Origin of the sequence: Exiguobacterium sp. s26, from assembly GCF_018618235.1 — a bacterium.
GTDB lineage: Bacteria > Bacillota > Bacilli > Exiguobacteriales > Exiguobacteriaceae > Exiguobacterium > Exiguobacterium chiriqhucha.
Window position 1 is genome coordinate 1 of sequence record NZ_JACSLS010000018.1, and the last position, 23,350, is coordinate 23,350.

Sequence of the window (23,350 nt, forward strand, 5' to 3'; positions counted from 1 at the left end):
AAACGGCTTGAGCCCTGTAGAATACAGGTCTCAAGCCGCATAGTCCGGTTTTCATTATTTGCCCTGTCTACTTGACGGGGAGCAGTTCAGCGGCATGGACCTTTGCTTATGCGATGAGCGTCTCATCGAGCGTGATTTGATGCTTTCCGTTCGCCTTTGAGCGATAGAGCGCCTGGTCCGCCCGTTCGATGGCGGCGTGTGGCACCGTCTCCGTCTGCCAGAGCGAGGCGCCGATACTTGCCCCTACGCTTGTCGTCCCGCCTTCAATGGCGATCGGTTCGGACAGGGAAGTGATGAGGTCTTGTCCGATTTGAGTGATCAATCGTTCACTCTTTCCATTCCGTTCGAACAAGAGGAAGAACTCGTCACCGCTCAACCGGACCGGATAGGCACCATCGAGCGTAACGCGTTTCAACCGTTCGGCAATCTCAATCAAGACATCATCGCCCGTGGCGTGTCCATACGTGTCGTTGACGGCTTTGAAACCGTCGAGGTCGATATAGAAACAGACGTACTCGTTCTTCGTCGCTTGGGCTTCGTTCAAATAGTGTCGAAGCGCCGTCCGATTCGCGAGTCCGGTCAAGACGTCACGGTTGACGAGTGACTCGTAATGGACACGTTCTGTCTCAGATTCGGTGAGAGACGAGACAAGTGACTCGAGGGCGAATGCGAGCGACTCAATCTCATGAATTCCAGACTGGTGCGGGAACGTCTTGGCCTTCCCTTCCTTCATCAGAGCAGCCGTTTCGGTGATCCGTTGTAACGGTCGCGTCACAATCGAGGCGAGGAACCATCCGAGCGTAGACGTCACGAGCGAGGCGATGAGACCAATCCATAATATTTTGTTCTCTAGTTCGATGACCGGGGCGAACGCGACTTCGGTCGGTTGGCGAACGACGACACTCCAACCGAGTCCGGCGTAATCCTCATAACCTTCACCGATGGCGACACCAGTCAAATAAGAAGTTCCGTCCTGCCACGTGTCGACGTGCCAGCCTTCTTTCAATGACGTCGGGAGCGGTTTGCCGACGAGGTGGTCGGGACCGAGCAACACCGTGTTGTCACGTCCGCTGACGACGAACAAGTCGGTATACTCGGACTGATGGTGGAGCGTCCGGTTGAAGTGGCGGAGCACTTCATTGCCCCATTCCCAACTGAGGTGGGTCGCGAGCACGCCTTGGAAGGTCCCGTCACGGACGAGCGGGACGCTGATGTCGACGAACTGGAGGACTTCGCCACTCGGGTTCGGCAACAGCTCGGCGAGCAACACGGCTTCATGCACATCGCCGATGAACGGCTCAGTCTGTGCCTCGAGGAAAACAGGGCGTTCTTTGATGCTGGCGCCTTCTAAGATTCCGTTCGTCGAAGCGACGACGTTCCCCGACGCGTCGGTCACGCCCATCCACGAGAAAGCGGGGATGTTCGTCTGGACCTGGTCGAGCAGGGCCCGGCTCGAGGCAGGGTCGTTCAAGGCGTCAAGCCCTTGAAGTAATTGCACTTCTTGATAGCGTGACCACATGTAAAAGTCGAGCTTGTCGACGAGCTGATGCGACGTCATCGACAACCGTTCCCCAATCTCCGCTTCGAGCGAGGCGGCGGAACGTTGACTCGTCATATACGTAAGCGTGATAGTGAGTAAAAAAACGAGTGTGGCGATGCTGAGCGCCAAAATGAGACCGAGACGCATCGAAAATGATTTCATGAACAAATTCCTCCTACAATAACAACATCCACTTTGTTCATCGTCATTTTTTCCATGACATGAAGCAAAGTTGAGAAAAAACAAGGTCGATTTCGTGGAAACAGATAGCGCTTTCGTTATAATGAAAGACGAATCGATACAAATAGAGGTGAAACGATTGAAACAGAACAAACTATTAGTCATCGCGACACTGCTCGCGGTCGCCCTCGTGGCCGTCGTGGTCGTCTTGATGAATCAACCGACCGAACAAGCCGAGACGGCGGCACCGGCGACGACAGAACACGTGTCGACGGAAGGTCAGCCGACGCTCGGTGATGCGGACGCACCCGTCTCGGTCGTCGAATTCGGGGATTACAAATGCCCGTCTTGTAAACAGTGGGGCGAAACGGTCTATCCGAAGTTGAAAGAAGACTATATCGATACAGGGAAAATCAGTTTCAGCTACATTAACGTCCTGTTCCACGGACAAGAGTCGATTTTGGCATCGCTCGCGTCTGAGTCGGTGTATAAACAAGACCCGGACGCGTTCTGGGAGTTCCATAAGGCGCTTTACGACGCGCAACCGGCGAGTCAACAGCACGACGAGGCATGGGTCACGGTCGAGCGGTTGACAGAGATTGCGAGCGAGACGACATCGGTCGATGTGGCGAAGCTCGAGGACGATTTGAGTGAGAACTCGACGGTGCTCGAACAGGTGAGTCTCGATGACGGGCTCGTCAAAGAGCACGGTGTCCAGTTCACACCGTCAATCATGATTAACGGCGTCATGCTCGAGGACCCGTTCGATTACGAGACGATTGAGCGATTGATTGAGCAAGGCACGCCATGAAGCAGTCATTCTTGACCCGTTATGGTCTGTATCTCGCTTGGCTCGTCGCCCTCACGGCGACGCTCGGCAGTCTTTATTTCAGCGAGATTCGCGAGTTCGTGCCATGTGAGCTCTGCTGGATTCAACGCATCTTTATGTATCCGCTCGTCATCTTGCTCGGGGTCGCCGTGTTCACGGACGACCGGGCGGTGAAGAAGTATGTATTGCCGCTCTCCATCCTCGGAGGTCTGGTTTCACTGTACCATTATTTGGTTCAAAAAGTACCCGGTTTCGCCGATATCAAGCCGTGCGTGCAAGGCGTACCGTGCAACGTGCAATACATCAACTGGTTCGGGTTCGTGACGATTCCGTTCCTTGCCTTGACGGCATTTACTTTGATCACGCTCCTCGTCTGGCGCGTGAGACGCAATTGACAATGAAGGAGATGGAACGTGTGAAGAAATGGATGCTCATCGGATTGATCAGCTTGATGGCGGTGCTCGCCGCGTGCGGCCAGGAGATTGAAGACCCGCTCAATTGGGAGATCGAGTCGTTCGACTATATGAATCAAAATGAAGAGATGGTTAGTCTGGACGATTTGAAGGGCAAAGTTTGGATGGCCGACTTCGTCTTCACGAGCTGTGAGACGGTCTGTCCACCGATGACGTACAACATGACGAAACTCAATGAAGCGCTCGTCGAGGAAGGCGTCGAAGACGTCCAATTCGTGTCGTTCAGCGTCGACCCGACCGTCGATACGCCGGACAAGATTCAAGCGTTCATGGCTGATTACGACTTGGCGAAAGCCGATTGGCAATTCTTGACGGGCTATTCGCAAGAAGAGATTGAGGCGTTCGCGCAACAAAACTTCAAAGCGCTCGTCCGCAAACCGTCAGAAGGCACCCAAGTGGATCACGCGACGTGGTTCTATCTCGTCGACCAGGACGGGAAAATCATCAAGGCGTATCAAGGATTCCAAGACGTGCCAATCGAGGATATCGTCAATGACATCAAGATTTTACAGAACTCATAAGACGGCCCGTGCCGTCTTTTTTGTATTCGAAAACAGGGGAATCGGCGTTGGTGCCGTATAATGAATAAGGTAGAGGAGTGGATGGAATTGAAGAAGACACTATTATTTTCATTGATGGGCCTGGCTGCCGTGACAGGTACCGTGCTCACGCAATATAAACCGTTCGGAAAAAAGCCGAAGGCGCTCCGGTCGCCGAACCTGGTGAACGGCAAGTTTCAGAATCAGCTCGAGACGCCGATGCGGTTCTCATCGGACGACATGATTTCGATGTCGAAGGAATATTTGAATCCGGACTCGCTCCGGAAACCGAGCGAGCGCTTACCGGTCGTCCCGATCGACTTCAGCGAGAAACTCGGTTCAAGCTTCACACGCATCTATTGGCTCGGACACTCGGCGATGCTCGTCCAAATGGACGGTAAGACGATGCTCGTCGACCCGATGTTCGGCCGGAGCCCATCGCCGCTCCCGTTCGCGAAGAACGAGCGGTTCAGCGAAGACTTGCCGTTCGAGCTCGACGGCTTGCCGGACATCGATGTCGTCTTGCTCACGCACGACCATTACGACCATTTGGACTATGCGACGATTCAAGCGATTCAAGACAAGGTTGCCGTCTTCATCGTCCCGCTCGGCGTCGGTAGCCACTTGAAACGGTGGGGCGTCGGGGCGGAACGCATCGTCGAGCGCGATTGGGGCGAGACGTTTGACTTCGGCTCATGGACGTTCGTCTGTACGCCGGCTCGGCACTTCTCGGGCCGCTCGCTCACCGACCGCAACGCGACGCTCTGGGCGTCATGGGTCGTCCTCGGCGAGACGGACCGCCTGTTCTTCAGCGGGGACGGCGGGTATGGACCACACTTCAAAGAAATCGGCGACGCGTACGGACCGTTCGATTTCGCGGCGCTCGAATGCGGACAATACGATGAGCGCTGGCCGGACGTGCACATGCAACCGAGTGAGACGGCACAGGCGTTCCGTGACGTGCGGGCCGACAAGATGCTCCCGATTCATTGGGGCGCGTTCACGCTATCGTTCCATGCCTGGTTCGACCCAGCTGAGCAGATGGTGGGGCTCTTACCACGAGAGGACGTGCTCACGCCACGAATCGGTGAGCGGATCACACTCGACGGACGGAACGACACGACCAACTGGTGGCGTGACATCGAAGACACGAACAAGCGATGACCGAATCGGTCACCGCTTGTTTTTATGAAGAGAGGCGTTCGGCCTCGTCCGGTTCGATATGAAGTTTGTGTTTGCGCGTATAGACGAGGAACGCACCCGTCATGAGGATCGAGCTGATCCCGAACAAGACGACCATGAGCTGTAAGCCGATCAAGTCGAGGAAGAAGCCGGTGACGAGTAACACGACTTGGAAGACAATCCGGTCGAGCATGTTCCGGAACGAGAAGAAACGTCCGTGATAGTCTTTCGGCATCCGTGTCTGGAAAATCGTCACCGCCGTCGGGAAGAAACAGCCGACCGAGAAGCCGAACAAGACGAACGCCGCGATCGAGACGGCCGGGATGTCGGCGAAGTAAAGCATGAGCTGGGCAATCCCAATCAAAAACGAGAACGTGAACAAGATGGAGAACACGGAGAACTTCTCACCGATCCGTTTGATGAGGAACGCACCGACCATGAAGGCAATCCCTTCGGCCGTGTAAATCCATCCTTTGATCGCCGTCGAGTCCTGCAGCTCGCTAATGTTGATGACGAGTAAGTTGAACCCGCCGATGAAGAGGAGCGGGATGAGCGTCATGACGAGCGTCATAAAGATGACCGGAATCGATTTGATGATTGGAAAGACGTCCTTGAACCCGCCGGACGATTTCGCGTCCACTTTCTTCGCAGACGGGACGGTCGTCTCGTCGATCTTCAAGAACCACGTCGCGACGGCGAGAAGCAGATAAGCGACAAGCGAGAGCGCGTAGACGTCCCGAAGTGAGATGAGCGTGAGCAAGATGCCGGCGATGGCCGTCCCGATGACCCGGGACAGCGTCGACACGTTCATATGCACCCCGTTCAAGGCGAGCAGCTCCCGTTCCTTGACGATGAGCGGGATGGCGGCCTGGAGTGCCGGGAAGTAGAACGCGGCCGACCCTTGCAGGAAGACGAGGAAGACGACCATCCACAGCACGCTTCCCGTCTCGATGGCGACGAACATGAATAGAACGCTCAGCGCCCGGACAATACTTGAGATGAGCATGATTTTCTTTTTCGAGCCTTGGTCGGTGAGACGGCCGGCGAGCGGCCCGATGGCGACCCCGGCGAGCAATCCGCCAGCGAGGATGAGCGCCTTGACGAAGTCAGACGGCACTTTCTCCTGCATGAACTCCAAGTTGCCGATGATGCCGAGCCAAAGCCCGAGACCGGCGACGAACTCCCCGGTCAAGATGATCCAGACGTTGCGATTTTTCCACATATGGTTAAGTCCTCGATTCTTATTAGGTAATAATAATTATCCTTCAGAACGATTTAGAAAGCTACAAAAAAGAAGCCGGGATTCGGCTTCCGAGAGATATAAGTTTTGACTACATGAACATTTCCATTTTGTAATACAATGTTCCATATAGGAGGTCGATTGTATGAGGACGATATCTTTTGAACTCAACGAAGAAGACGAGCGTCTGATTAGAGCGTATGCGAAGTCTAAGAACCTCTCCCTCTCGACTCTCGTTCGGGACACTGTCTTTGAACGTATCGAGAATGAACTCGATTTGAAATTTTACAACGAAGCAATGCATAGGCACAAAGAACGTTCTGAAACCATTTCATTTGAGGATATGATGAAAGATTTAAATTAACAAAAAAGCATTCGTCCAAATATGGGCGAATGCTTTGCTTTTATTCGTTTCACATCAAATATCGCAGTTATCGTCCGTGCACGTCGCGCCACCCGAGAGCACTTGAAGCGTCGGTGCCGATTCGGCCCACGTCTTCTCGAGCACTTGCGTGAACGCCTCGGTCGGCTGGGCGCCAGAGACGCCGTATTTATTGTCGAAGACGAAGAACGGGACGCCGGTGATGCCGAGGTCGCTCGCACGCTTCTCTTCAGCGCGAACGTCTTCCGTGTATACGTCTGAAGCGAGCACGTCTTTCACGGCGTCGGCATCGAGTCCGACACTTGTTGCGATCTCGACGAGGACGTCGTGGTCGCCGATATGTTTCGCGTCGACGAAATACGCCTTAAGGAGCGCTTCTGACAATTCTTTCTCTTTGCCGACCGTCTTCGCATAGTGCGTCAACCGGTGCGAGTCGAGTGTGCCCGTGACGACCATGTTGTCGAAATCGTACTCAAGTCCGACGGTGCGGGCCTGGGCGGCGACTTGGGCCGTCGTGCCTTTCGCCTGCTCGAGCGGCATGCTGTATTTCTTCGCGAGTGCTTCGTAAATCGAACGCGAGTCGGTCGTCGGTGCGTTCGGGTCGAGCTCGAAGCTCTTGAACTCCACTTCGACGTTGTCCGCGTGCGGGAACTGTTCGAGCGCTTCTTCTAGACGGCGCTTGCCGATATAACAGAACGGACAGACATAGTCTGACCAAACTTCAATTTTCATATTTAATCCCTCCTACAGTCAGTGTAGGATGTCTTGAAATCGAAGTAAATGAATGTGCTCACGAAAAAAGCCCTCGCAAGGAGGACTTAGAAAACGTACCAGAACACGCAGACGAAATGGGCGAAACTGCCGAACAGGATGAACAAATGGAACACCTCGTGGAAGCCCCAACCGCGCCAGTTGACGAACTTCGGCTTGAAGCCGTAGATGAGGCCGCCAATCGTGTACATGACGCCACCGAGGATGAGCCAGAAGATGCCGGCGTTGCCGATGACGTCATGAAGCGGTCCGATGAAGAACACCGATAACCAGCCCATGCCGATATAGAGCGCTGTCGACAAGAAGCGCGGGGCGTGGAACCAGACGAGCTTGAAGATGATCCCGAACAAGGCGAGCGCGTGGACGGTGCCGAACAACACCCAACGCGTCGGCCCTTCGAGCGCAAGCAACGTGAGCGGGGCGTATGTCCCGGCAATCAAGGCGTAAATCATCGCATGATCGATTCTCCGGAAGAAGGCGATGACGTTCGGCGAGGCGATGATGCTGTGGTACAGACCGGACGACAAATAGAGAAAGACGAGGCTAATGCCAAACAAAATCGCAGCCATAATGGCGAGCGGCTCGCCGAGCAGTGACGCTTTCACCGTCATCGCAATCAACGCGACGAACGCGAGCACGGCACCGGCCAAGTGGGTCAGTGCGTTAATCGGTTCCCGAAAAATCGAATTCATGTAAAACACTCCTTATCACGTCATGTAGTATCCATAACTACATGATAAGCTGTATACGTCAGAACGACAAGGTTTTTGTTTCGACAAATCCGGTTTGTCCGTATACTGAAGGGGAGGTGATTCGATGAAACCGCATGAAATTGTAAAGACGGAAGGGACGTTGCCGAAGCAGGTGCTCCCGACGATCGACTTATATATGGACCAAGTCATCCAGCTGTTCGAGCAACATTACGGCAAGATGAAGCGGAGTGACGACGAGACGATTTTGACGAAGACGATGATCAACAACTACGCCAAAGGTAAGCTGTTCCATCCCGTCAAAAACAAGAAGTACACGAACGAGCACTTGATGTTGCTCAGCCTGATTTACGAGATGAAAGGATTGCTCTCGATCAATGACATCAAAGAGACGCTCCGGCCGCTGAACGAGTCGGACGAGGGCTTCTCGCTCGAGGACTTCTATGACGCGTACCAGGTTCAGAAAGAACAGAACATGCAGGCGTTCGAGGAACAAGCCGAGACGCTCCTCGCCAACGTGCGCACGAGTGAGACGAACGGCATCCAACAGTCGCTCGCCATCGCCTCAGCCGTCCATATGAGTCATTTGTTCCAACGGCTCGCCGAACAGTTGATTGATGAAAGCAAATGAAAATGCCCCTTAGAATCCGATTGGAGTCTAGGGGCATTTCTTCATTTAAGGCGTTCGCGTTCAATGCGCTCGCCTTTGTGATACAGTTTGGCGATGAGAAGTGGTAATAGATAACTTACGGTCACAAGAATGGTAATAATCCATATGAGATTATAGTCTAATAATAGACGTTCATACGCGACCGATAAAAACACGATGGCGATGACGTGGACGATTGGATGTAGCTGTCCGAACAAGGCGTTGAGCATACTGCTAATAAAGACGGTCAAAATCACTAGCATGAACAAGAAGAACCCAATCAACAGCCACATGAGGTCCATACGTCACCGCCTTTTTAGTTGTTGATGTACTTCTCGAACACGTCACCGAAGTCTTTGCGGTTCCACTCATGGTAGTGACCTTTAAGCCAGTCGAAGCTCTGCTCGTTCAATTCCTTGAACGTCGAGGCGACATTCATATCGCCTTGACGAAGCCCGCTCAAAATCGACACCGAATGCGTGAGCGAGGCGTTGGCATACTCCATCATCTTCCGGCCTTCGCGTTGTTTCTCGGCGATGGCGAGGAGCGATTTGTACAAGTCTTTCACATGCTCGATTTGTTTCTTGTTCACGTCAATCGAATACGGCTTGTCGCCGATGGTGAATTTGATCTCGACGTCCATGTCGACCGTGCCGGCCGTCTCGAACATGACGTTATTCAATGGGAAGTGGGCGTATGGATAGCGATACAAGACGCGTTTCGAACTCATCGCGCTCGTTCCGTCGAGGTGAATCATCGCCAAGTTCGTGAAGCAGTACTCGTCCGATTTCGACTTGATTAAGAAGTAAATCTTCTCGTTATCCTCATGGAGGACGTAATCGTCCGAATCCGCCTTATCGAAATCTTTCGGGTCGATGACTTCACCGATATCGCTGAAGCCCGTCAAATCAGAAGCTAGTTTTTTGAACATGTCAAATCTCTCCTCAGTAGTGGATTTTGTGCATCTCGTTCGGGTCAGACCCGGTCCGCTCGTTTCGGTTGAGTCCGTCGATCGCGTGCATCTCTTCTTTCGTCAACGTGAAGTCGAACACCTCTATATTCTCACGAATTCGACTCGGCGTGACCGATTTCGGGATGACGGCCACACCGTTCTGTAAGTGCCAACGCAGGATGACTTGAGCCGGTGATTTCCCGTGCTTGGTCGCAATCTCGGCGATAACCGGATCCTCAAGCGCCTCGCGCCCTTTCATGAGCGGGCTCCACGCCTGGATTTGAATATCGTACCGCTGGCAGAACGCAATTAACTCTTTTTGGGACAAGTATGGGTGGATCTCGACTTGGTTCACCGCCGGGACGATCGAGCACGACTGGATGATCTGTTCGAGGTGGCTGACCTCGAAGTTCGAGACCCCGATGGCCCGGACCTTGCCTTCCTCATACAACTGTTCGAGCGCTTTATACGTCTCGACGAATTTACCGAAGCGCGGCATCGGCCAGTGAATCAAGAACAAGTCGACGTACTCGAGACCGAGCCGGTCGAGGCTGTCTTGGAACGCTTGGAGCGCCTCGTCATAGCCGTGGAACTCGTTCCACAGTTTCGTCGTCACGAAAATGTCTTCCCTCGGGACGCCGGATTCGCGAATCGCTTGGCCGACGCTCTCCTCATTCTGATAGATAGCGGCCGTGTCGATCAATCGATAGCCCGCGTCAAGCGCTGCTTTGACCGTATCGACCGTGACCGCCCCGTCTTCCACTTTGTACACGCCGAGCCCGAGCATCGGCAGTTTCACATCATTGTTGAGTGTTGTCCATTCCATATTGATTCCCTCCCTCTCAACTCTTACGTTACCGAAAATCGCACGGAAGTGAAAGCGAAAGCTACAGCCGAATGCTTTCGCCGTGGGACTTGATCACGATTTGGTCACGTTCGAGCTTGGCAGCGGCGACGAGTCGTTCATACGGCTCCTCGACCGATTCGTACGATAAGACGAACGTGTCCCAATGCATCGGGAAGAAACGTTTCGCACCGCTCTGTTTGAACATCGTCCATGCCTGTTCCGGCGTGCAGTGGGCTTCCTCGAACGACTCCGGTTGATAGGCACCGATTGGGAAGAAAGCGAGGTCGATCGGTTCTTTGTTCGCGAGCCCGTTGAACGACTCGGTGAACGCCGTATCCCCGGCGAACAACATGCGGACGCCTTTATATTTCAAGACGTAGCCGTTATAGCCCATATGTTTGTCCCACGGGAAACGATTGCCCCAGTGGGCGACGGGGATGGCTTGGACGTGAAGCCCGTTCGCGAGCGTCAGCTTGTCGTGCGGATGCATCTCGAGCGTCTGCAGGCTCGGGTATTTACGTAACAGCTTGCTCGTGCCCGGGGCCGAGATGACGACCGTATCGCGGGTGATCAGTCGTTTCAGACTTTTATGATCGAAGTGGTCCATATGGGCGTGGCTGAGCAGGATGACGTCGACGTGCCCGATCTCCTCAATCGAGAGGGCAGGGGCGGTATGACGTTTCATCCCGAACGTGACCGGCCCGACGTGGACGCCGATCCGCTTCGAGAACACCGGATCCGTCAAAATTTTCAATCCGTACCAATGGATGAGCACGGTCGAATGGCCGACCCAAGTGGCACTGACCATCGTCTCATCGAACGAGGCGAGGTCCGGTTTGACCGTCGGGACTTTAAAAGCCGGTCGAGGCAGTCTTCGTTTCAATCGGGTATATAAGAACGTACCGACGCTCGCCAGGACGGCGCTCGGGACGAGCAGGTTTCGTAATCGCATAACAGTCACCTCATCATCTAAGATGGTTTAATCATACCGCTCGACCGACGACCCCGCATCCGCCGGAAGGTGTAGAAAAAATGGGAGATTGTGGTCCGGCTCTTGCGAATCCGCTTTCAATTTGGTACGGTGACAGTAACTTAGGAAAGGAAGGTACCGCGTGCCATGAAAAAGTCACACTCACTCAACTGATGAAACGAATCATCACTGTTCGCACGAACAGTCACGGGTGAAGTGTGTCCAATTTCAGGCTAAGGGGTGACCCTTCTTTCCGCTTGACCGGATCTCTTCACACCACCGCACGTTGCGGATGGTGTTTTTTGTTTCATCGCGTATCGGACAAACTAGCGAGGTGAAACAATATGTTAAGTATGAAGCAAGTCCGGTTCGACCACGACCGGCAACCCTTATTCGACAACGTCTCGTTCGACGTCGCTGCAGGCGAACGGGCCGTCTTGTTCGGCCAGAACGGGTCCGGCAAGACGACGCTATTCAAGCTGCTCATAGGTGAACTGGCCCCACAGTCAGGTTCGATTGACGTCTTGGGCACGATCGGTGTCGTCGAACAGACGGTGTTTGATGGAGAAGAGACCGCGCTCGACTACGTCATGCAAGGCGACTTGGCGCGCTACAATCTCTACCTTGCCGTCACATCAGGGGATTCGGCGCGCGTGCTCGAAGCGTATGACGAGGCACTCGCGGTTGACGCCTTCGCGCTCGAACTTGAGGCGAGACAAGCCCTCAAACGACTTGGTCTTGACGGACATGACTCGAGCCGACTCCGCGAGTTGAGCGGCGGTGAACAGACACGGGTCCAACTCGCCCGTCTCACGATGCGACACGTCGACATCGTCCTGCTCGACGAGCCGACGAACCATCTCGATTTGGACTCAATCGAGTGGCTGACACGCTGGGTGAACGAGTTTTCGGGGACAGTGCTCGCCATCTCCCATGATCGTCAATTCATCGATGACGTCGCGACCGTCATCTTCGAGCTGCATGAGGGGACCATCGTCCGCTATCCGGGCAACTACACGGCGTATAAACATCAGAAGGCCGAGGAACGGGTACGCGACGAGCGGGCCCATGCCCGCTATATGGCGCGGAAGTCGGAGCTGCTCGATATGATCGCCCAATATAAGGGCTGGCATTTGAAAGCGAAAGCGACAGCGAGCGTGCGAAGTCCAGGCGCTCAAAAAGGCGCGGCGAACCTTGCCATCAAGATGAAGGCCCGTGAACGTAAACTCGAACAGCTCGAAGGGACGCGACCCGATCGTCCGAAAGATGCGGCCCATATCTCGGTCCGCTTCCAAGCCGACCCACTCGAGGCGAAGACGTGGATTGCGGTCGACGACATCTCGTTCGGTTACGACGAACCCCTCTTTGAACGACTCTCGCTAACGGTGAACCGGGGTGACCGCATCTCCATCGTCGGGCCGAACGGGAGCGGGAAGACGACGCTGTTGAAACTATTGATCGGCGAACTCGCACCGGAGACCGGGGACATCAAGCGTCATCCGAAACTGAAAATCGGTTACTTCTCACAGACGCTCGCCCGACTGCCGGCCGAAGGAACGTTGCTCGAGGCGCTCCTGGCCGAAAGTGACATCACCGAGACGGAGGCGCGGACGCTGCTCGCCCATTTCTTGTTCCGCCGCGATGAGGTGTATAAGCCAATCCGAGAGGCGAGCATGGGTGAGAAGTGCCGCATCGCCTTCCTCATCTTGTACTTCTCGGACGCGGACCTGCTCGCCCTCGATGAGCCGACGAACTATTTGGACGTGGCCACACGGGAGCAAATCGAGGCCGCGCTCGAAGTGTATCGAGGCGGATTGATTCTTATCTCGCATGACCGGACGTTCCACCGCTTGACGGACCGGACAATCGAGCTCGGGGAGACGGTGCGCGTGCTCGAGTCCGGAGATACAAAGCCGGTCGACGTTGACGCGACGCTCCAGACGCTTGAGACATTGACGAGCGAACCGCATATTTTCTTCGACGAGGCAGGAAACGGCATCCCCCTTGCCGAATCCGAACAGAATAGACGAAACAAATAGGGGTGGAATCACATGAAAGAAGAAGTTCGGGCATCACGGGCCGCATCACGGAAACGGAAGCGGTTATGGCAAACGGCGACGGTCATCGCATTGATTGCTTCACTCGTCGGCGTCATCGCCTTCGCGGCCCTCATGGACACGAAGAACTCGGCGTTGCCGGAGACGGACGACATCGCGACCGAGTCGGTCAATAATGAATCAGAGGCGACAGAAGGAGATGAGCCGGAAGCAGAGGCCGACGAGTCAGCGGGAACGTACGTCTATATCGCGGCACCTTATACGAAAGTGTTCGCCGACGACCGGGTGACGGTCATTTATGAGGCCGACCTCGGTGACCGGTTCGAACAACTCGAGGCCGTCAGCGGTTTCGTCAAGCTCCAATTGAATGAGCGGACGACCGGGTGGGTGACGGAAGCGCAAGTGACGGGGGAAGCGACGAGCGTTTCCGATGACGACGTGACCGCGGCATGGAAGACCGTCGTCCCGACGGCGGATGCGGCGACAATCGAAGTGCTCGGCCAAGACATCGACAGTGTCCGGGCCACGCTCGGTACCCCGAAAGCGGTCCAGCGTGACCAAGTGAACGAATACCATTTCTATGACGGCTTCTTCTTGATGGTACGTGACCAACAAGTGCGGGCGATCGACTGGGACCGCCAAGCGGTCGCGACGCCTGATGTGACGGCGACGAGCAGTCAAAACGCCGGAAGTTGGTATGAAGGCGAGACTCGCCAGTTGAAGTTGTTCCCCTATGACGGCGTCATGAGGGTCCGGCTCGAAGAGAAATAATGACGATCGTCGAGAGGACAACCCTTTCGGCGATTGTTTTTATGTATTCATTCAAATGAACGTTTGAATGTTTGAGGTGGAAGGTATAGACTATATAGAGAGAGGGGGAGAAACAATGGGCGCACATCACGATCATCACGGGCACGACCATCACCATCATCATACGACGAACCAACGGGCATTATTCTGGTCGTTCGTCCTGATTGCGACGTTCATGGTCGTCGAAGTCATCGGCGGATTATGGACGAACAGTTTGGCGCTCTTGTCGGACGCGGGGCATATGCTTAGCGACGCGGCGGCACTCGGGCTCAGTTTTCTCGCTGTCCGGTTCGGAGCACGGCAAGCGACGCCAGAGCGGACGTTCGGCTATCGACGCTTCGAGATTTTGGCGGCGTTCGTCAACGGCTTGACGTTGCTCGTCATTTCCATCTATATCATCATCGAGGCGTATCAACGCTTGTTCGCACCGCCAGAGATTTTAAGCGGCGGCATGCTTACGGTCGCCATCATCGGGCTGCTCGTCAACGTGCTTGCGGCGTGGCTGCTCATGCGGGGCGAGCGTGACAACTTGAACGTCCGCAGTGCGCTGTTGCACGTGTTCGGCGATTTGCTCGGCTCGGTCGGGGCCATCACGGCGGCCGTGTTGATTATGGCGTTCGGCTGGACGCTCGCCGATCCGATCGCGAGCCTGTTCGTCGCCGTGCTCATCTTGGTCAGCGGCTATCGGGTGACGCGGGAGGCGATTCATATCTTGATGGAAGGGACACCGGATCAAGTCGACGTTGTGGCGATGCAACGGGAGCTCGGAGGAGTGGCCGGGGTCAAAGAAGTCCATGACTTGCACGTCTGGTCAATCTCTTCGAACGAACTCGCCGTCACGTGCCACGTCTTAATCGAGGCGGACACGGACGACCAGCGCGTCTTGCGAGACGTGACGGAACGAATCCGGCAGTTCGCCACATTCGAGCGTTCGACCGTTCAAATCGAACGGGAAGCGCAATGTTGTGAGGAACGAACGATTTGGTAAACGAAGAAGCGGTCCCTGACAATGTCGGGGACCGCTTTTGTTATGGCTTCAAGACGACTTTGACGCAGTCGTCCAAATGATCGTTAAAGATTTTGTATGCGTCGGCCGCCTGTTCAAGCGGCAAGCGGTGCGTGATGATGTCGGTCGGATCGAACTTCTTGTCGACGATCATCTGGAACAGCTCGGGCATGTAGTGGATGACCGGTGCTTGTCCCGTCCGGATGCTTACGTTACGGGTGAAGAAGTCGCCGAGCGGGAACTGGTTATAGTTCATCGCATAAATCCCGGTCAATTGAACCGTCCCGAACTTCCGGACCGCTTCTTTGGCGACTTTGATGGCGCTGAGCGTGCCGCCTTGAACCATCAACTTTTGCTCTACTTTCTCGATTGGAGACATTTTGCCGTCGAAGCCGACACAGTCGATGACGACGTCAGCACCGCCGTTCGTGATCTCATAAATGTATTTGCCCGTATCGATCGGGTCTTTCATGAGAACGGTCTCAACGTTGTTCGACAATTTGGCTCGGTTCAAGCGATACAATTCCGGGTCGACGGCGATGACGCGTTTCGCGCCACGCACCCAGGCGAGCTTTTGTGTCATTAGTCCGACCGGTCCCGAACCGAGGACGACGACCGTGTCGCCGGCTTTCATCCCGGAACTGTCCAAACTCCACCAAGCGGTCGGGATGACGTCGGAGAGGAAGAGGAGTGCTTCGTCGTCGAGTTCGCACGATTCAGGAATGACGAGCGGCATGAAGTTGCCGTAAGGCACTTTCAAATATTCGGCCTGCCCCCCAGGATGGTTCCCGAACTGCTCGGTGAATCCGAAATAGCCGCCCGCGTCCGTATGCGGGGCGTGGTTCGAATTGTCACACTGACTCTCCATCTCGTTCTCACAATAGAAACAATGGCCGCACGAGACGTTGAACGGTAAGACGACCCGGTCGCCTTTTTTCACTTTCGTCACGTCAGGTCCGACTTCCTCGACGATGCCCATCGGTTCGTGCCCGATGACGTAGCCATGTCGGGTCGGCATGTTGCCTAAGTAGATGTGCAAATCTGATCCGCAGATGGCCGTTGAGGTGATTTTGACGATAATCTCTTCCCGATTCTCAATCTCTGGGTCTTTCACGTCTTTCACTTCGATGTTCTTTGCTCCTTGATAGGTTACAGCACGCATATGTTCACTTCCTCCTTTTTTTGAAAACAGGTAAGTTACAACAAGAGTACTCTACCCGTTTCACACGCATGCGAATCCGGGTTTTGGGGAAAATAGGAAAAGGGGTTCACTGAGGAGCCCCGGTCCCAGTAACGTCGATGACGACGATCTCCGGTGGGTTGAATACGCGCGGCACGCTGACGCTATAGTTGAAGCCGCGCCCGATGACGTGGGTGAACGACTCGTGTTCGTACAGGCCGCCGGCATACTTCGGGAAGAAGCCCTGGTCCGGCGCGTACAGTCCGTTCAATAGATAGGGAATGCGGACCTGACCGCCGTGGGCGTGACCCGACAAGACGAGGTCGAACGGTAAGGCGGCGTATGTCTCGACTTGTTCGGCCCGGTGTGACAAGAGCAGGCTGAATGTCGTCTCGGTGTCGACATCGCCGAGCGAGGTCAAAGCCGTCTCTTCCCAGCTCGCCTGAATATTTTCGGTATACGTCCGGAGCGGGTCTTCGAGCCCACCGACGAGGAGATCGACCCCGTTGACGTTGACTGAGGCCGTCTCATTCTCGAGCACCGTCACGCCGTAGGAGCGGAACACGTCTTTGACGTCGTGACGGACAAAGTCGTCAGAGCCGTCAATCTCGTGGTTGCCGGTCACGAAATACATCGGCGCGATGCCCTGCAGCCCTTCAATCAATTCGAAGGAGGCATCGGGTGAGCGGAAGCGGTCGAGGATATCGCCGGGAAGGGCGATCAAATCCGGTTCCTGTTCCCGCACTTTGTCGATTAAGACGCGTTGGTCGTCCCCGTACGAATAGCCGTGCAAATCGGACAATAGGACGACCCGGAACGATTGTCCCGACGCGAGCTTGTCCGACTCGATCGCGTAGTTCCGGACGGTCAGTCCGTTATAGAAAGCGGCGAGGAGGAATGCGACTCCGACGCCGATCGTCACATATTTACGTTTGCCTTTGAACATCGTCCGCCTCCTCTCGATGAATCGTTCGTTTCTTCAGTTTACTCTGTTGATGCTCCGGACGCAAAAAAAGCCCGCTCGGAAGCGGGCCATCGAATTATGCTGCTTTGGCAGTCAACTTGACGTCGACGTTGCCGCGTATCGCTTTCGAGTACGGGCAAACTTGGTGTGCCGCTTCGACGAGACGTTCCGCCGTCGCTTGATCGACACCTTTGATTTCGACTTCGAGTTCGACCGAGATGAAGAAACCTTCATCGTCTTGGTTGAGCGTCACGTGTCCTGTGACGTTCGTGCCGTCTGTTTTAATACGTTCTTTGCCGATGACGAGGTTCAAGGCGCTACCGAAACATGCCGCGTAACCTGCTGCGAAGAGTTGCTCCGGGTTCGTCGCTTCGTCCGCGTGTTTTGAGCCAGGCATTGATACGTTCAAGTCGATGACGCCGTCCGTCGATGTGACGCGACCTTCGCGGCCACCGATTGCAGTTGCAGAAGCTGTGAATAATGGTTTCATGATTCAATTCCTCCATTTCGTTTTTAGGCAATTAAGTTGTGCACAATCTAATTATAGGGCAGTCAAACAGATAAGCAAATGATATGCTTGTCCTAAGACTATAGCCGGAGGAAATTTTATGAAAAGTTCATTAACATTAGAGCATCAGATCTGTTTTCAGCTCTATACCGCTTCAAAAGAGCTTACAAGACTATATCGCCCAATTTTGGCGCCGTTAAACCTGACATATAGCCAGTACTTGGTCATGCTCGTCTTGTGGGAAGAGGACAATATCGATTTGAAACAGCTCGGGGAGCGACTCACGCTCGATTCGGGCACGTTGTCACCGCTCGTCAAGCGGCTCATGCAACTCGATTACGTGGAGAAAGTGCGGGCGACCGACGACGAGCGTCGTGTCCTCTTGTCACTCACGCCGTCCGGGAGCGCACTGCGTGAGCAGGCCGAAGAGGTACCGCTCAAAGTGAGTGGTATGCTGAATATAGATCAAGCGACGTATATCGCTTATATGGAGATGCTCATCGATATCAAGGTGCGTTTGCGAGCATTCGGTGAGCGAGAGGAGTAGGTTTTCGAAAGGAGACGCGATGTTTCGTAAACTAGTGATTTTATTGCTCGCAATCGGCATGTATGCGGCCTGGAAATTTGAAGTGCCGAACGTGTCGGCGCCGACGAGCATTCAAGTGAAGTCGACGGAAGTGGCGGAGGAGCAGCAAGAACGCTCGACCGACGCCCCGCGCTTCACGAGCCAATATGCCGGGCACGACTGGTACTTGCTCGAGAAGAGCGGCGACCGTAGCCTCGAGTTGATCGATGCTGACGGATCGAAGCAAGGCCAGTATCAGTTCGAGACGGGCAGTATCTTTGAAGGGCTCATCGTGGGCGAAACGACACGACAACAAGTCGAGCAAATCGGTTTCGATGAGGTCAAGTCATACAATAAAGGATTGAAACGCTATTTGATTCCGGACGACCCGTCGTTCAACGTCTATTCGATTGATGATGACTACGTGACGCTGTTCTTCGATCAGCACGACGAAGACAAGCTGAAAGCCGTGCTCACGGTAGACCGGGACGTCGAGGAGTCGAGTGACGGCTATTACGGTGACGTATCGGAAGACAATCTCGTCGCGAACGAACAATTGATGCGGATGCTCATGAACTGGGACCGCCAGAAGTTCGGACTGTCAGCACTCGCTGACTATGAGCCGTTGTTACCGGTCGTGCGCGCCCATAGTGAGAACATGGCCCGGAACAACTTCTTCAGCCATACCGACCCCGAGGGCCGCGACCCGTTCGAGCGGATGAACGAGGCCGGTATCGCTTACTCCCTCGCCGGCGAGAACTTGGCGATGGGGCAGATGAGCGTCTTTCACGCCCACTGGGGTCTGATGAATTCTCTCGGCCACCGGGAGAACATCTTGAAAGATGGCTTCACGCACGTGTCGGTCGGTCTCGTCTACAATGAGGAGTCGAGCCCGTTCTACACGATCAATTTCATCACACCACGCTAATAAAAAAGGATGGCCTGCCGGATTGCGGCGGACCATCCTTTTACTTATAAGAGACGTTTGACGGCCGTCTCGATTTCATCCGGCGTCGTTTGCGGCGAGAACCGTTCGATGACATTGCCGTTCCGGTCGACGAGGAACTTCGTGAAGTTCCACTTGATTGTCTTCGAACCGAGCAGGCCGGGTGCTTCTTTCGATAAGTATTGAAAGAGTGGGTGGGCGTCTTTGCCGTTCACGTCTACTTTGGCGAACATCGGGAACGTCACGCCGTAGTTCAATTGACAGAACTCGCTGATTTCCTCGTTTGACCCCGGGTCTTGATTGCCGAACTGGTTGCATGGGAAGCCGAGGATATGGAACCCTTGGCCCTGATAACGTTCATATAATTTCTCGAGCCCGTCGAGTTGCGGGGTGAAGCCGCACTTGCTCGCCGTGTTGACGATTAATAGGACGTCACCTTCGTATTTGGATAGCGGTTGGAGCTTGCCGCTCATGTCGGCTGCTTCGTATTGATAGATCATGTTGATTCCCCCTTTTTCTTTTCATTATAACAAGCAGCAATTCAAGTCACGACTTTAAATCGGTTGCTCGCAATCAAATTGTCATAAAATTATGAAGTCGTTGTTACAATGAAACGTGATGGACGGCGTATAATGAGACTCATTGTAGAAAGGAAAGGTGTCATGTACATATTAAAAAATGAATTTATATGGATCGCTTTGATCCTGCTTGGCTTATTCTTATCGAGCGCGACCCCATACTCTGACCAGAGCATCGTCTCACCGCTCGAACGTATCAATTGGACGTGGGCCGAGCCAGTCCTCTCGACCATTGACTTCGAGTATGCCGGGGGACCGGTGTCGCTCGAAGCGAAAGGGAGCGTCGGTCTCATCGAATTCTTGATTCGGAAAGCGGCGCATTTCACCGTCTTCTTCGCACTCGGGGCACTTCTCGTCAAAGCGGTGTCGCGCACACAACTTCATGCAGTGCTGACGCTCTTGTTCGCCTGGGCGCTCGCGAACACGGTCGCCATCTTTGATGAGTTCCATCAAAGTTTGACGCCGGAGCGGACACCGCTCATCCAAGACGTCATGCTCGACAGTTTTGGTGCCGCCTGTGGCATCCTCTTGATTGGCGGGTTTCTGCTGTTCAAACAAGGGCGTCATAAACGGTCACGATCGGGGTTCGTGACTCCGAGGTGGTGAAAAAATCGTATAGGTAGTTATTTGAAAAGCGCTTTCATGAAGGGCTTTTCTTTTTGATTTATAACGTTTGTGTGACAAGCAAAATTGCAAAAGCCCTTTATACCCCCATTTTTTAACGGATAAAACCTAAAACAGGTCAATGTAACGGGAATGAAATATAAGTGTAAAATAACTTTAGGTTTAGATTGCTATAATGAGTCTCAGAGCGATATCGAATTTCGCCTATTAATTTATAATTTATGCGATCTATATTATATAGAAATTCAGAGAACTCAGCGGAGGGAAGCACATTGGTTAACTTGAAGAAACTTGCAGCAACCGTCACTTTAGGAGCTATTCTCATTAGCGGCACGACACCTGGCTATGCAGCGTCATTGACGGACAAGCAAAAAAAGGTGCAGCAGCAACAACAACAGAATAACAGTGAACAGAGCAAAGCGAACGCCTCAATCAAAAAACGTGAACAGGCGATCAGCAAAGAGCAGCAAGAAATCAACAAGTTAGACGCTGAACTCCAAGACGTCATCAACGACGTCGCGCAAAAGAAAGCTGAGATTCGTGCGACACAACAAAAAATTGCAGCCCTCCAAAAGCAGATTAAACAATATGAAGCAAAAATGAAGGCGCAAGAAGAGCTCATGAAAGAGCGCATGGCCACGATGCAAAAAAATGGCGGCGGCTCGATCGACTGGGCAGAGTTCATCTTCGGATCGAAAGACTTCGGTGACTTGCTTACTCGCATGATCACGGCGGGTACGATTCAAGAGAACGACAAACAAATCTTCGAAGAGTATCAAGCGACGAAAGAAAAATTGGCTGCAGCGCAAGCTGAATTAAAAGCCGAGCGCGATGCTCTCGTGAAACAAAAAGAAGAACTCGAACAACGTCAAAAGACGCTCAATCAAAAAATGAAAGAGCGCGCAGCGAAGATTAAGAAACTCAACGCTGAGAAAGTGAAGTTCGAATCGAAATTGATGAGCCTCCAAGAAATGGAGTCGACACTCAAAGCACAAGAGAAAGCCATCAAGGCTGAAATGGAAGCGCAGCGTCGTGCGGCTGAAGAAGCGAAACGTGCGGCAGCGGCAGCAGCGGCTGCGAAGAAACAACAAGCATCAAACACAGGCTCTAGCGCGGCAAGCACACCGACAGCTTCGGCAGCGGCATCTGTGCCAGCGAGCGGCGGTATGTTCCAACGTCCGGCAAACGGTCGTCTCTCACAAGGATGGGGTGCGGCAAGCGGTGCGAACGGCTACTCGTTCCACAACGGACTTGATATCGCAGCACCGGTCGGCACACCGATCAACGCAGCACAAACAGGTACGGTCACGACAGCTGGATGGGGTGGCGCTTACGGGAACCACGTTATCATCACGCACGTCTTGAACGGTCAAGTTTGGACGACAGTCTACGCACACATGAGCTCGGTATCGGTATCGGCCGGCCAACGTGTGACACAAGGTCAAAACATCGGAGCGATGGGTAGCACAGGGAACTCGACTGGCTCACACTTGCACTTCGAAATCCACCGTGGCGGTTACTCGTACTCATCTTCGAGCGCGGGCAGCACGGTCAACCCAGCTTCATTCTTCTAAGCCTATACAAAAAGTGATCGACGAACGCGTCGATCACTTTTTTGTTGCCTTATACGCGATAAAGGTCAAGAGCGCGGCACTGATGACGCTCAGCCAGAGCGTGTCCCAGTTCGGGTCGTCGAGCATGCTCTGGCCTCCGAGAAACACCATATGGCCGAGCACAGCGAACGTAACGACCGTCAAGGCGGTCAACCGTACCCGGCGCGGGATGCGGAGCCACCAACCGAATAATCTGTTCATCAAAAATCGCCTCCACCTACAGTATAGGGGAGGCGCATCAAATCAGCTAGGCAATCGAATCCACGCCGAGGTGAAGATTTTTTGATAGCCGACTTCTTTGTAAATCTTGTTCGATGTCGGGTTGCTCAAATCCGTATAGAGCGTACAATATTGTTTCGACGTCAAGAGCTCCCGGCTCAGCTCGGCGACGAGCGAGCGGGCATAGCCGCGCTTGCGCAACGCTTTTGGCGTGTAGACGAACGAGACGGTGACGCCGTTCGCGGTCTCGCGCGATTTCTTCGCGCACGAGACGACCTTGCCGTCGACTTCCCAGACGTACACTTCTTGATTCTCGAGCATCGTCGCAATTTTTTGTGTCGCGTTTGCCTTCGACGAGACCGGTAAACCGGTATCCTTTTCGAACGCGCTATACGCCTTCACGAGGAATGCCTCATCGTCCTCGGTAGCCCGTCGCATCGACCCTTCCGACAGCGGAATGTCGTTGACACGATCAAGACGATATAGGCCTTGCTCCATGAAGACTTTCGGCTCTCGCGCCGTCAGGATGTACCAGAGTGTGTAGAAATTCATCGCTAGATCAGCTTGCGAGACGACCTCGGTGAATGGGATATCACCATTTAATAGTTTAGGCACGAGCAGACGAAGGACGTCATCCTCTCGCTCATGCTTCACGAGCACATAGTTGAGCGGATGGGGCGGAGTCACTTGCAGGATCGCGAGCACATCACCGTCATCTTCGACGGTGAGTTGATGATACGACTCGTATCGGCCTTGTTTGATGGCATCGAGCACGCCAATCATCAAGCTGTTCTCGGCCTCATGTTCGAGCAGGTGGGGCATGACACGTTCTTCAAATCCGGATAGGTCGTTCCAACGAATCAGTTCCATATGAACACCCTTTCATCGTATGTATACGAAACGGGCAAACCTGATGGCTTGCCCGTTTTTTTCAGTGTGCCCGGCATGGGCGTAATCTATAGGGTGCAAGTCCCGAACTGTGAAGGCAGAAGTAATAGTTAGCCAAGCGCAAGGGT

At 53.9% G+C, this 23,350-nt stretch carries 27 protein-coding genes; 13 read left to right on the top strand and 14 right to left on the bottom strand.

Annotated features, from left to right (window positions below; translation table 11 throughout):
- Positions 1-106: 106 nt before the first annotated feature.
- A complete protein-coding gene (locus KNP82_RS14780; RefSeq protein WP_214755703.1) occupies positions 107-1,702 on the bottom strand; it encodes a diguanylate cyclase domain-containing protein in 1,596 nt (531 codons plus the stop codon).
- A gap of 157 nt (positions 1,703-1,859) precedes the next feature.
- Here KNP82_RS14780 and KNP82_RS14785 point away from each other — a divergent pair, with 157 nt between their 5' ends.
- The 4 genes from KNP82_RS14785 to KNP82_RS14800 all read left to right on the top strand — a co-directional run bounded on the left by KNP82_RS14785 (position 1,860) and on the right by KNP82_RS14800 (position 4,725).
- On the top strand, positions 1,860-2,531 hold the full coding sequence (locus KNP82_RS14785) for a DsbA family protein (protein WP_021066759.1): 672 nt from the start codon (positions 1,860-1,862) through the stop codon (positions 2,529-2,531).
- On the top strand, positions 2,528-2,944 hold the full coding sequence (locus KNP82_RS14790) for a disulfide oxidoreductase (RefSeq protein ID WP_021066760.1): 417 nt from the start codon (positions 2,528-2,530) through the stop codon (positions 2,942-2,944). The genes KNP82_RS14785 and KNP82_RS14790 overlap by 4 nt, the downstream gene beginning before the upstream one ends.
- 11 nt (positions 2,945-2,955) lie before the next feature.
- Entirely contained in the window at positions 2,956-3,543 is a 588-nt protein-coding gene (locus tag KNP82_RS14795; protein ID WP_029595916.1) for an SCO family protein, read from the top strand.
- A gap of 81 nt (positions 3,544-3,624) precedes the next feature.
- Positions 3,625-4,725 carry an MBL fold metallo-hydrolase gene (locus KNP82_RS14800; RefSeq protein ID WP_251128784.1) on the top strand — a complete coding sequence of 367 codons (1,101 nt, stop codon included), beginning with the start codon at positions 3,625-3,627 and terminating at the stop codon, positions 4,723-4,725.
- A 22-nt stretch (positions 4,726-4,747) separates the two neighbouring features.
- Here the strand turns inward: KNP82_RS14800 and KNP82_RS14805 are convergent, their stop codons facing one another.
- Positions 4,748-5,965, bottom strand: coding sequence for an MFS transporter (locus tag KNP82_RS14805; RefSeq protein ID WP_214828666.1), 1,218 nt, complete (start codon positions 5,963-5,965; stop codon positions 4,748-4,750).
- 163 nt (positions 5,966-6,128) lie between these two features.
- Here KNP82_RS14805 and relB point away from each other — a divergent pair, with 163 nt between their 5' ends.
- A complete protein-coding gene (gene relB, locus KNP82_RS14810) occupies positions 6,129-6,347 on the top strand; it encodes a type II toxin-antitoxin system RelB family antitoxin (protein WP_029595913.1) in 219 nt (72 codons plus the stop codon).
- Positions 6,348-6,401: 54 nt separating this feature from the next.
- On the opposite strand, the gene KNP82_RS14815 is transcribed toward relB, so the two are convergent.
- Positions 6,402-7,097: a DsbA family oxidoreductase gene (locus tag KNP82_RS14815; RefSeq protein ID WP_021066765.1), complete on the bottom strand. Its 696-nt coding sequence runs from the start codon at positions 7,095-7,097 to the stop codon at positions 6,402-6,404.
- 86 nt (positions 7,098-7,183) lie between these two features.
- The gene (trhA, locus tag KNP82_RS14820; protein WP_029595912.1) at positions 7,184-7,828 is read right to left on the bottom strand and encodes a PAQR family membrane homeostasis protein TrhA; all 645 of its coding nucleotides are present in this window, start codon (positions 7,826-7,828) and stop codon (positions 7,184-7,186) included.
- Between the two features lie 124 nt (positions 7,829-7,952).
- On the opposite strand from trhA, the gene KNP82_RS14825 reads away from it, so the two are divergent.
- Positions 7,953-8,477 (top strand): DUF1836 domain-containing protein, encoded by a 525-nt coding sequence (locus tag KNP82_RS14825; RefSeq protein ID WP_214803405.1) that lies wholly within the window; start codon positions 7,953-7,955, stop codon positions 8,475-8,477.
- Between the two features lie 41 nt (positions 8,478-8,518).
- Here the strand turns inward: KNP82_RS14825 and KNP82_RS14830 are convergent, their stop codons facing one another.
- The 4 genes from KNP82_RS14830 to KNP82_RS14845 form a co-directional block, all read right to left on the bottom strand.
- Entirely contained in the window at positions 8,519-8,797 is a 279-nt protein-coding gene (locus tag KNP82_RS14830; RefSeq protein ID WP_214803408.1) for a hypothetical protein, read from the bottom strand.
- A 14-nt stretch (positions 8,798-8,811) separates the two neighbouring features.
- On the bottom strand, positions 8,812-9,426 hold the full coding sequence (locus KNP82_RS14835; RefSeq protein ID WP_021066768.1) for a PH domain-containing protein: 615 nt from the start codon (positions 9,424-9,426) through the stop codon (positions 8,812-8,814).
- A 13-nt stretch (positions 9,427-9,439) separates the two neighbouring features.
- On the bottom strand, positions 9,440-10,273 hold the full coding sequence (locus KNP82_RS14840) for an aldo/keto reductase (protein ID WP_021066769.1): 834 nt from the start codon (positions 10,271-10,273) through the stop codon (positions 9,440-9,442).
- 61 nt (positions 10,274-10,334) lie between these two features.
- Entirely contained in the window at positions 10,335-11,246 is a 912-nt protein-coding gene (locus KNP82_RS14845) for an MBL fold metallo-hydrolase (RefSeq protein WP_214828669.1), read from the bottom strand.
- Between the two features lie 362 nt (positions 11,247-11,608).
- Between KNP82_RS14845 and abc-f the strand changes: the two genes are divergently transcribed.
- The 3 genes from abc-f (at position 11,609) to KNP82_RS14860 (ending at position 15,119) form a co-directional block, all read left to right on the top strand.
- Complete coding sequence (gene abc-f, locus KNP82_RS14850; protein WP_214828672.1) at positions 11,609-13,303, top strand: ribosomal protection-like ABC-F family protein; 1,695 nt, start codon at positions 11,609-11,611, stop codon at positions 13,301-13,303.
- Between the two features lie 12 nt (positions 13,304-13,315).
- Positions 13,316-14,092 carry a hypothetical protein gene (locus KNP82_RS14855; RefSeq protein ID WP_214714015.1) on the top strand — a complete coding sequence of 259 codons (777 nt, stop codon included), beginning with the start codon at positions 13,316-13,318 and terminating at the stop codon, positions 14,090-14,092.
- A 115-nt stretch (positions 14,093-14,207) separates the two neighbouring features.
- Positions 14,208-15,119 carry a cation diffusion facilitator family transporter gene (locus KNP82_RS14860; RefSeq protein WP_214828675.1) on the top strand — a complete coding sequence of 304 codons (912 nt, stop codon included), beginning with the start codon at positions 14,208-14,210 and terminating at the stop codon, positions 15,117-15,119.
- 40 nt (positions 15,120-15,159) lie between these two features.
- Here the strand turns inward: KNP82_RS14860 and KNP82_RS14865 are convergent, their stop codons facing one another.
- The 3 genes from KNP82_RS14865 to KNP82_RS14875 all read right to left on the bottom strand — a co-directional run bounded on the left by KNP82_RS14865 (position 15,160) and on the right by KNP82_RS14875 (position 17,771).
- Positions 15,160-16,299, bottom strand: a complete 1,140-nt coding sequence (locus KNP82_RS14865) for a zinc-dependent alcohol dehydrogenase (RefSeq protein WP_058763103.1) — start codon at positions 16,297-16,299, stop codon at positions 15,160-15,162.
- A gap of 106 nt (positions 16,300-16,405) precedes the next feature.
- Positions 16,406-17,263 carry a metallophosphoesterase gene (locus KNP82_RS14870; protein ID WP_214828678.1) on the bottom strand — a complete coding sequence of 286 codons (858 nt, stop codon included), beginning with the start codon at positions 17,261-17,263 and terminating at the stop codon, positions 16,406-16,408.
- A gap of 94 nt (positions 17,264-17,357) precedes the next feature.
- Positions 17,358-17,771 (bottom strand): organic hydroperoxide resistance protein, encoded by a 414-nt coding sequence (locus tag KNP82_RS14875; protein WP_214828681.1) that lies wholly within the window; start codon positions 17,769-17,771, stop codon positions 17,358-17,360.
- Between the two features lie 118 nt (positions 17,772-17,889).
- On the opposite strand from KNP82_RS14875, the gene KNP82_RS14880 reads away from it, so the two are divergent.
- On the top strand, positions 17,890-18,336 hold the full coding sequence (locus tag KNP82_RS14880) for a MarR family winged helix-turn-helix transcriptional regulator (RefSeq protein WP_214719992.1): 447 nt from the start codon (positions 17,890-17,892) through the stop codon (positions 18,334-18,336).
- Between the two features lie 19 nt (positions 18,337-18,355).
- Positions 18,356-19,282, top strand: coding sequence for a CAP domain-containing protein (locus tag KNP82_RS14885; protein WP_214828684.1), 927 nt, complete (start codon positions 18,356-18,358; stop codon positions 19,280-19,282).
- Between the two features lie 44 nt (positions 19,283-19,326).
- Here the strand turns inward: KNP82_RS14885 and KNP82_RS14890 are convergent, their stop codons facing one another.
- Entirely contained in the window at positions 19,327-19,800 is a 474-nt protein-coding gene (locus tag KNP82_RS14890) for a glutathione peroxidase (RefSeq protein ID WP_029595900.1), read from the bottom strand.
- Between the two features lie 162 nt (positions 19,801-19,962).
- Between KNP82_RS14890 and KNP82_RS14895 the strand changes: the two genes are divergently transcribed.
- Both KNP82_RS14895 and KNP82_RS14900 read left to right on the top strand, forming a co-directional pair.
- Positions 19,963-20,484 carry a VanZ family protein gene (locus KNP82_RS14895; protein WP_214828687.1) on the top strand — a complete coding sequence of 174 codons (522 nt, stop codon included), beginning with the start codon at positions 19,963-19,965 and terminating at the stop codon, positions 20,482-20,484.
- A gap of 290 nt (positions 20,485-20,774) precedes the next feature.
- On the top strand, positions 20,775-22,076 hold the full coding sequence (locus KNP82_RS14900; protein WP_214828690.1) for a murein hydrolase activator EnvC family protein: 1,302 nt from the start codon (positions 20,775-20,777) through the stop codon (positions 22,074-22,076).
- A gap of 33 nt (positions 22,077-22,109) precedes the next feature.
- Here the strand turns inward: KNP82_RS14900 and KNP82_RS14905 are convergent, their stop codons facing one another.
- Together KNP82_RS14905 and KNP82_RS14910 are read right to left on the bottom strand one after the other, a co-directional pair.
- The gene (locus tag KNP82_RS14905; protein WP_214719988.1) at positions 22,110-22,316 is read right to left on the bottom strand and encodes a hypothetical protein; all 207 of its coding nucleotides are present in this window, start codon (positions 22,314-22,316) and stop codon (positions 22,110-22,112) included.
- Between the two features lie 42 nt (positions 22,317-22,358).
- Positions 22,359-23,204: a GNAT family N-acetyltransferase gene (locus tag KNP82_RS14910; RefSeq protein WP_214828694.1), complete on the bottom strand. Its 846-nt coding sequence runs from the start codon at positions 23,202-23,204 to the stop codon at positions 22,359-22,361.
- Positions 23,205-23,350 lie beyond the last annotated feature (146 nt).